At 70.4% G+C, this 7,023-nt stretch carries 7 protein-coding genes and 1 tRNA gene; 4 read left to right on the top strand and 4 right to left on the bottom strand.

All coding sequences use genetic code 11. The features are described from left to right. Positions 1-40: 40 nt before the first annotated feature. Positions 41-574 carry a peptidylprolyl isomerase gene (locus tag ACWGI8_RS36030; RefSeq protein WP_453667550.1) on the bottom strand — a complete coding sequence of 178 codons (534 nt, stop codon included), beginning with the start codon at positions 572-574 and terminating at the stop codon, positions 41-43. Between the two features lie 206 nt (positions 575-780). Between ACWGI8_RS36030 and ACWGI8_RS36025 the strand changes: the two genes are divergently transcribed. Continuing rightward, positions 781-1,476 carry a DUF5324 family protein gene (locus tag ACWGI8_RS36025; protein WP_453667549.1) on the top strand — a complete coding sequence of 232 codons (696 nt, stop codon included), beginning with the start codon at positions 781-783 and terminating at the stop codon, positions 1,474-1,476. Between the two features lie 63 nt (positions 1,477-1,539). On the opposite strand, the gene ACWGI8_RS36020 is transcribed toward ACWGI8_RS36025, so the two are convergent. Then, positions 1,540-2,007, bottom strand: a complete 468-nt coding sequence (locus ACWGI8_RS36020; RefSeq protein ID WP_453667548.1) for a DUF6344 domain-containing protein — start codon at positions 2,005-2,007, stop codon at positions 1,540-1,542. A 481-nt stretch (positions 2,008-2,488) separates the two neighbouring features. On the opposite strand from ACWGI8_RS36020, the gene ACWGI8_RS36015 reads away from it, so the two are divergent. Continuing rightward, complete coding sequence (locus tag ACWGI8_RS36015; protein WP_453667547.1) at positions 2,489-3,568, top strand: NAD(P)/FAD-dependent oxidoreductase; 1,080 nt, start codon at positions 2,489-2,491, stop codon at positions 3,566-3,568. Between the two features lie 133 nt (positions 3,569-3,701). Here the strand turns inward: ACWGI8_RS36015 and ACWGI8_RS36010 are convergent. Continuing rightward, positions 3,702-3,774 (bottom strand) — tRNA-Ala (locus ACWGI8_RS36010). Between the two features lie 141 nt (positions 3,775-3,915). Here ACWGI8_RS36010 and ACWGI8_RS36005 point away from each other — a divergent pair. Both ACWGI8_RS36005 and ACWGI8_RS36000 read left to right on the top strand, forming a co-directional pair. Then, positions 3,916-4,464: a helix-turn-helix domain-containing protein gene (locus ACWGI8_RS36005; RefSeq protein ID WP_453667545.1), complete on the top strand. Its 549-nt coding sequence runs from the start codon at positions 3,916-3,918 to the stop codon at positions 4,462-4,464. A 46-nt stretch (positions 4,465-4,510) separates the two neighbouring features. After that, complete coding sequence (locus ACWGI8_RS36000; protein WP_453667543.1) at positions 4,511-6,010, top strand: protein kinase domain-containing protein; 1,500 nt, start codon at positions 4,511-4,513, stop codon at positions 6,008-6,010. 9 nt (positions 6,011-6,019) lie between these two features. Here ACWGI8_RS36000 and ACWGI8_RS35995 read toward each other — a convergent pair. Further along, positions 6,020-7,023: hypothetical protein (locus ACWGI8_RS35995; protein WP_453667541.1), on the bottom strand; the 1,004-nt coding region annotated here is incomplete at its 5' end.

Genomic DNA, 7,023 nt, shown 5'->3' with positions numbered 1-7,023 from the left:
TCATACGGACGAGCGGGGCGGAATGGTTCCCGTACGGGTCTCAGGCCTCGCGGGTCTCGACCACGACGGACTCGATCACCACGTCGTTCAGCGGGCGGTCGGTGCGCGGGTTGGTCTGCGCGGTCGCGATGGCGTCCACGACCTTCTTGCTGGCCTCGTCGGCGACCTCACCGAAGATGGTGTGCTTGCGGGTCAGCCAGGCGGTGGGGGCCACGGTGATGAAGAACTGCGAGCCGTTGGTGCCCGGGCCGGCGTTGGCCATGGCCAGCAGGTACGGCTTGTCGAAGGCCAGGTCCGGGTGGAACTCGTCCGCGAACTCGTATCCCGGGCCGCCCGTGCCGTTGCCCAGCGGGTCGCCGCCCTGGATCATGAAGCCGCTGATCACCCGGTGGAAGACCGTGCCGTCGTACAGCTTGTCGGTGGACTTCTTGCCGGTCGCCGGGTGCGTCCACTCGCGCTCGCCCTTCGCGAGCTCCACAAAGTTCTTGACCGTCTTCGGCGCGTGGTTCGGCAGGAGCCGGATGTCGATGTCGCCGTGGTTGGTCTTCAGGGTGGCGTAAAGCTGCTCGGCCACGATCTGCCTTCCGTAAGTCTTCTCTGACGTCTACCGATCCTCGCACGGAAGAGCCGTCGACGAAGAAAATGACCCGGATGCCCGTCCCGCATGCCGAGCCCGGGCTCAGCGGGCATGATTTCCGATAGGGCGGAAAGGCGCACGGTGCCTTACCTGGGTCGAGAACCCCCCAGACCCCCGCGAACGCCACCGAGGAGGAGGATCCCGTGACCCGCATGGACAGCGTGCGCGCCGCGACCGGTACGGCGAAGGACAGCGTGCTGCACGCCGCGGAAGTGGTGGCGCCCTACGCCGGCACGGCCAAGGACCAAGCCGCTCTCTACGCGCACGAGGCTCGCGTGCGCATCGCGCCCAAGGTGACGCGGGCCGCGCATCAGGCGCGCCATCAGGCTCGTACCCAGTACAAGGTCTATGTCGCACCGCATGTGCCGCCGAAGGTGGACGACGCGGCTCACCGGGCCGCCGTCATGACCCGGAACGCCGCACGTCAGGCAGCGGACTACACAACGCCGCGCATCGAGCAGGCGGTGGCGGTCGCTCAGCCCGTGGGGCAGGAGGCCGTGGCCCGATCCGCTGCTGCCCTGGCCGCGCTGCGCGGTCAGGTTTCGGCGAAGGACATCAAGAAGCTTGCGAAGAAGAAGGAGCGGCGGGCCAGGTGCGGTCGTGCCGCGAAGGGCGTGGCCATTCTCGGTGTCGTGGCCGTGGGGCTGTTCGCCGCGTGGAAGTGGTGGGACAAGCAGGCCAACCCGGACTGGCTGGTCGAGCCTCCCGCTCCCACCGAGGTCTCGGACCGCTCACTGTCGTCGGTCGACGGGAGCGACGGGAATGGTGAGTCGGTGCTGGACCCGGAGGTTCAGGCGAAGCAGGCGGAGGCCGGTTCGGACCGCGAGGACCGTCGCTGAGCGTCGCTGAGCGTCGCTGAGCGTCGCATTGGGCGCCGGGCGAGCCGAGAGCTTCCCGGCGCCTCATGCCGCGACGCGCGCGTCGTCGGTGACGGGCGAGGAGTCCTGAGCGGCCCACGAAGCCGGCGACGCCAGCGCTGCCGCCAGTCCGGAGTCGTTCTGGGCGGGCATGTGCCGTACCGCCGGTGAGGCGCCGTGCGCTTCCGCGCCGATGCGCTGCTTGATCGTCGGCGGCAGGGACCGGTCACGCGGACCTTTCGAACGGAACATCCCCTGCCACGGGCCGTACCCCACGTCCGCTGTCTGCCCACGCCCGTGCGCTGTGCGTCCTGGAGCTGAGCGCTCCTGAGCTGTGGGCCCATGGGCCGAGCGCTCCTGAGCGGTGGGCTCCTGCCCGGCAGGTCCTTCCGGGTGCTGAGCCGACGACTGCTGAGCCGCCTTGGCGGAGGTCGCGAATCCCAGGGAGGCGAGCAGGGTGACGAGCAGGGAAATGAAGGCGGTCCACAACGTGGTGACCTTGACGGCGGCCATGACCTCTCACTTTCGGATTGGGCGTTTTACATACCTTCCTCATGATGTGTACGCATCTTGGAATTCGTGGGACCTGCGCCACGGGTCGGCAGTTCTTCGGATGAACACCACCCGTGTGGCGTAGGTGCACATGCGCGCGGCCCCAAAGGGGCTGTAGAGAAGCCCCGAGGGAGCCGCCGGCCGGACACATGGTGGTGGCGTAGCCACCACCGACCGTCGTCAACGCCGCCACCTGCGGCGATGCGGGCATACACGAGGACACTCAGCGCCGCCGGACACTCCGCTTCCGCGGTGCCGGTGATGACGACGCGGGTGATTCCGCCGATGAGGTGCCCCCCGACACTCCTCGACGCTCCTCGACGCTCCCGGAGACGAACGCGTGCAGCGCATCCGCGGACGCCCGCATGCCGTGCGGCACCACTCCTTGCTGAACCGGCAAAGAACGTTGCCGCCTTTCACGTGTCGGTCGCAGGGTGTCGGTATGACTGAGATGAACGAGCGAGACATCGCCGATGTGGACGTCGTGGTGGTCGGGGGCGGCGCGGCCGGCCTGTCGGCTGCGCTGAATCTGGCCCGGGCCCGGCGCTCGGTGCTGGTGATCGACTCCGGGGAGCCGCGCAACGCCCCCGCCTCCGGGGTTCACGGGTTCCTCTCCCGCGACGGCCTCGCGCCGGGCGAGCTGTTGCGGGCCGGCCGGGAGGAGGTCACCGGTTACGGCGGGCAGATCGTGTCGGACCTGGCCACCAGCGCCCGTCGGGCCGGCGAACGCTTGGTCGTGGACACCGCGGGCGGCCGGAGCTACGGCGCGCGGCGTCTGCTGGTGACCACGGGCCTGGTCGATGAGCTTCCCGACGTTCCCGGCGTGCGTGAGCGGTGGGGCCGTGACGTCCTGCACTGCCCCTACTGCCACGGCTGGGAGGTGCGCGACGCGCCGATCGGCGTGCTGGCGACCGGTCCGGGGGCGGTGCACCAGGCGCTGCTGTTCCGCCAGTGGTCGCCGGATGTGACCCTGTTCCGGCACACCGCGGGCGACCTGACCGACGAACAGTGGGAACAACTGGCCGCCCGCGGTATCGCCGTGGTCGACGGCGAGGTGGTCGGTCTCGACATCGACGACGACCGGCTGTCCGGTGTACGGCTGGCTGCGGGTACGTGCGTGCCTGTGCGGGCCCTGGCCGTGGCGCCACGTTTCGAAGCGCGCGGCGAGCTGCTCTCGGGTCTCGGCCCGACGAGCGTCGAACACCCCATGGGCGTGGGCAGTTACGTGGAGTCGGACGCGAGCGGGTTCACCGGTGTCGCAGGGGTGTGGGTGGCGGGCAATGTCACCGACCTCCTGGCCGGCGTCGCGGTGGCCGCAGCCTCCGGAGTAACGGCGGCGGCGGCGATCAACGCCGACCTCGTGGCCGCCGACACCGCGGCGGCGGTGGCCCGCCGCGCGTCAGAGCACACCCAAGAGGCATTCAGCCCGGCCTCGGAGGCCGCCAACTGCGAGCGGGTCCTCGGCGAGCGCCGCCACGGCATCGAGACCGTGCTCGGCCCCGGGCGCCGCTCGGGCGACTGACCCCGGAGGAGCAAGAGGAGCAAGAGGTCCCCCAGGCCGACAAATCGGGCATCTGGCGCCGCTGGTCAGCACGGAAACCGGCACAAAAAACCCCTCCAACCGCGTTTCCGCAGGTCAGAGGGGTCTGATCTTGTGGAGCCTAGGGGAGTCGAACCCCTGACATCTGCCATGCAAAGACAGCGCTCTACCAACTGAGCTAAGGCCCCGGAACGCAGACCAGAGTACCGGGTCACCCCCCCGATCTCGCAAAAGGATTGGGACTCCCGGTATCCGACCACTCTCCGTAGGATGCTCGTCTGGGTTCGCAGCAGCGAAGCCACGCCAGGGGAAGCGATGGGGAGACGCACATGGATGCAGCACAGCAGGACGCCAGCGCAAGAGCCAGAGAGCTCCAGCGCAGCTGGTACGGGGAGCCGCTGGGGGCGCTCTTCCGTCGGCTCATCGACGATCTGGGCCTGAACCAGGCGCGGCTCGCGGCGGTGCTGGGGCTGTCGGCTCCGATGCTCTCCCAGCTGATGAGCGGCCAGCGCGCCAAGATCGGAAACCCGGCCGTCGTCCAGCGCGTCCAGGCCCTGCAGGAGCTGGCCGGGCAGGTCGCCGACGGCAGTGTCAGCGCCGCCGAGGCCACGGACCGCATGGACGAGATCAAGAAGTCGCAGGGCGGCTCGGTGCTCACCGGCACCGGCCAGACCGCGACCAGCTCGGGCGCGCCGACGGTACGCCGGGTCGTCCGCGAGATCCAGTCGCTGCTGCGGTCTGTCTCGGCGGCCGGCGACATCATCGATGCGGCGGACTCCCTCGCCCCGAGCCACCCGGAACTGGCAGAGTTCCTCCGGGTGTACGGCGCCGGACGCACCGCGGAGGCGGTCGCCCACTACGAGTCGCACCAGAGCTGAACGAAGCAGGACGCCGGAACAGGGAACTGGGAGCGGGCGCAGCGCAATGGGTGAGGTCTTCGCTGGTCGGTACGAGCTGATCGACCCGATCGGTCGCGGTGGGGTCGGCGCGGTCTGGCGTGCCTGGGACCACCGGCGGCGGCGCTATGTGGCCGCCAAGGTCCTGCAGCAGAGCGACGCGCACACCTTGCTGCGCTTCGTCCGCGAGCAGGCACTGCGCATCGACCACCCGCATGTCCTCGCCCCGGCCAGCTGGGCCGCGGACGACGACAAGGTCCTGTTCACCATGGATCTGGTGAGCGGCGGGTCGCTGGCGCACGTCATCGGCGACTACGGCCCGCTGCCGCCGCGCTTCGTCTGCACTCTGCTCGACCAGTTGCTGTCCGGTCTCGCCGCGGTGCACGCCGAGGGGGTCGTGCACCGCGACATCAAGCCGGCCAACATCCTGCTGGAGGCCACCGGAACCGGACGGCCGCATCTGCGGCTGTCCGACTTCGGCATCTCCATGCGCAAGGGAGAGCCGCGCCTGACCGAGACCAACTACGTCGTGGGGACGCCCGGTTACTTCGCGCCCGAGCAGATGATGGGCGCGGAACCGGACTTCCCGGCCGACCTCTTCGCGGTCGGGCTGGTGGCGCTCTATCTGATCCAGGGCCAGAAGCCCGATTCCCGGGCCCTGATCGAGTATTTCGCGGCGCACGGCACCCCGGGCGCCCCGCAGGGCGTTCCCGAGCCGCTGTGGCAGGTCCTCGCGGGCCTGCTCCAGCCCGACCCGCAGGCCCGGTTCCGCACGGCCACGGGTGCGCGCAAGGCTCTCACCGCGGCCGTCGAGATGCTGCCCGAGCCCGGCTTCGACGACGAACCGGTCGAGGTCTTCGACCAGATCGGGCCGCTTCCCGGCGGATTCGGCCCCGAGGGACCCGCGGCACCCGGTCCGGTCACGCCCGCCGCGACCGCCGCCGCCGCCACCGCCGCCACCACTGCCGGTGAAGCCCAGCGCCCCCAGACCTCCGACGCACCGCCCGTGCAGCCGGGGCAGTACACCCAGCACGGACAGCAGCACGGACAGCAGCACGACCCCCGGCACGGACAGCAGACCGGCCTGCAGACGGGCAGTCAGGCCGGACAGCACACGGGCCCGCAGCCCGGCCACGGTCAGCCGGCGTCCATGCCCGCCGTCTCCGAGACCGGCTCCTTCCATCTCACCCCGCCGCCGCAGCAGACCACACCGCCGCAGCCGGGCCGGCCGTTCGCTCCCCCTGCACAGCCCACCGCGCCCGTCCCCGCGCATGCGGCCTCCCCCCATCACTCCGCAGCGCAGGACTTCTCCCAGGCCCCGACGTCCGCGGTTCCGTACGAACAAGCTCTCACTCGTCAGTACACCGCTCAGGGCCATCAGGTTCCCGCTCAGGCGCACACGGTGTCCCCTGCGCCCGTGTCCGCCCTGCAAAAGCGGCCGGGACCGCCCCCGAAAGTGGCGATCCCGGTGCTGCTCGTGGCGCTGGTCTGTTTCGCGGTCGGCATCTGGGCGTTCACCCAGGCCTGACCGTCCTGGTCACCCGGCGGCGGGCGGTCCGTACTGCGTCTGCGCGTTCCCGTTCGCCGAAGTGTCCGAGGACCCGGCCGCGGGCGTCTGCGCCGCACGGCGCCGCGCCATCAGCGTCCACGCCCCCAGCCCGAGCACCAGCACCGTCCCCGCGCCGACACCGGCCGCGCCGACGAGCTTCATCGTGTCGCTCTTCTCCGCCTTCTCGCCCTCGGAGACGCCGAAGTCGCCGAGCGGCCCGTCGTACGGCGGCGCGGCCTGCGCCTCGCCCTCGACATTGAGCCGCAGCGTCACACCGAACGGCTCCTTGCCGAACCCCTTGCTGAGCTCGGGGTTGAGGCTGACCGCAAGGTAGTACGTGCCCGCGACCCGCATGCCGTTGACCTTGTCAGCGCTGTCGTAGCGGTTCTCGTACGCCACCTTGGGCAACGGAGCCAGCGCGGCCTGGTTCTGCGTGCCGTTGAACGACGTTGTGCCGTCGGCGACGAAGCCCCGCACCGGGTTGTAGAGCTGCATGGCCACCGCCTCGACGACGAAGCCCTCACCCTGCGCGCTTCCGATGCCGGCCGTGGCGAAGACCTGCTGCCCCCACCCGACGGGCACCCGGTAGAAGTACGTGCGGCCCGCCTCCATCCGGCTGGTCCACTCGCCTTCGGAGATCTCGGCGGCGTCGTTGAAGCTCGTACCGCCCGTGGACTCCTTCGGACCTCCCGCGGGAAGCCCGGGAGAGGCGGAAGGCCACTCGCTGGGCGCGGCCGTCGGCCCCTGCTCCTTCAGGGCGGGCTCCGTCTCATGACGGATCTCCAGCTCCCAGTCCTCAGGCGTGGAGGTCGCCGCGCTGGTCCGCTCGACCAGGACGTTGTACGCCCCGGCCTCCTGGCAGGTCGAGCTGTCCTTGTCGACGGTGCGGTAGGCGTAGGCGGCGAGGGGCCGCGCGAACTTGCCGCTTCCCACCGAGGCGTCGTTGTTGCTGCAGGTGCTGCCCCTGCTGTCCTGCAGGGTCACCTTGATGC

The sequence above is a fragment of the Streptomyces sp. NPDC054841 genome (genome assembly GCF_053611045.1).
This window is presented reverse-complemented; position numbering and strand designations above follow the sequence as displayed.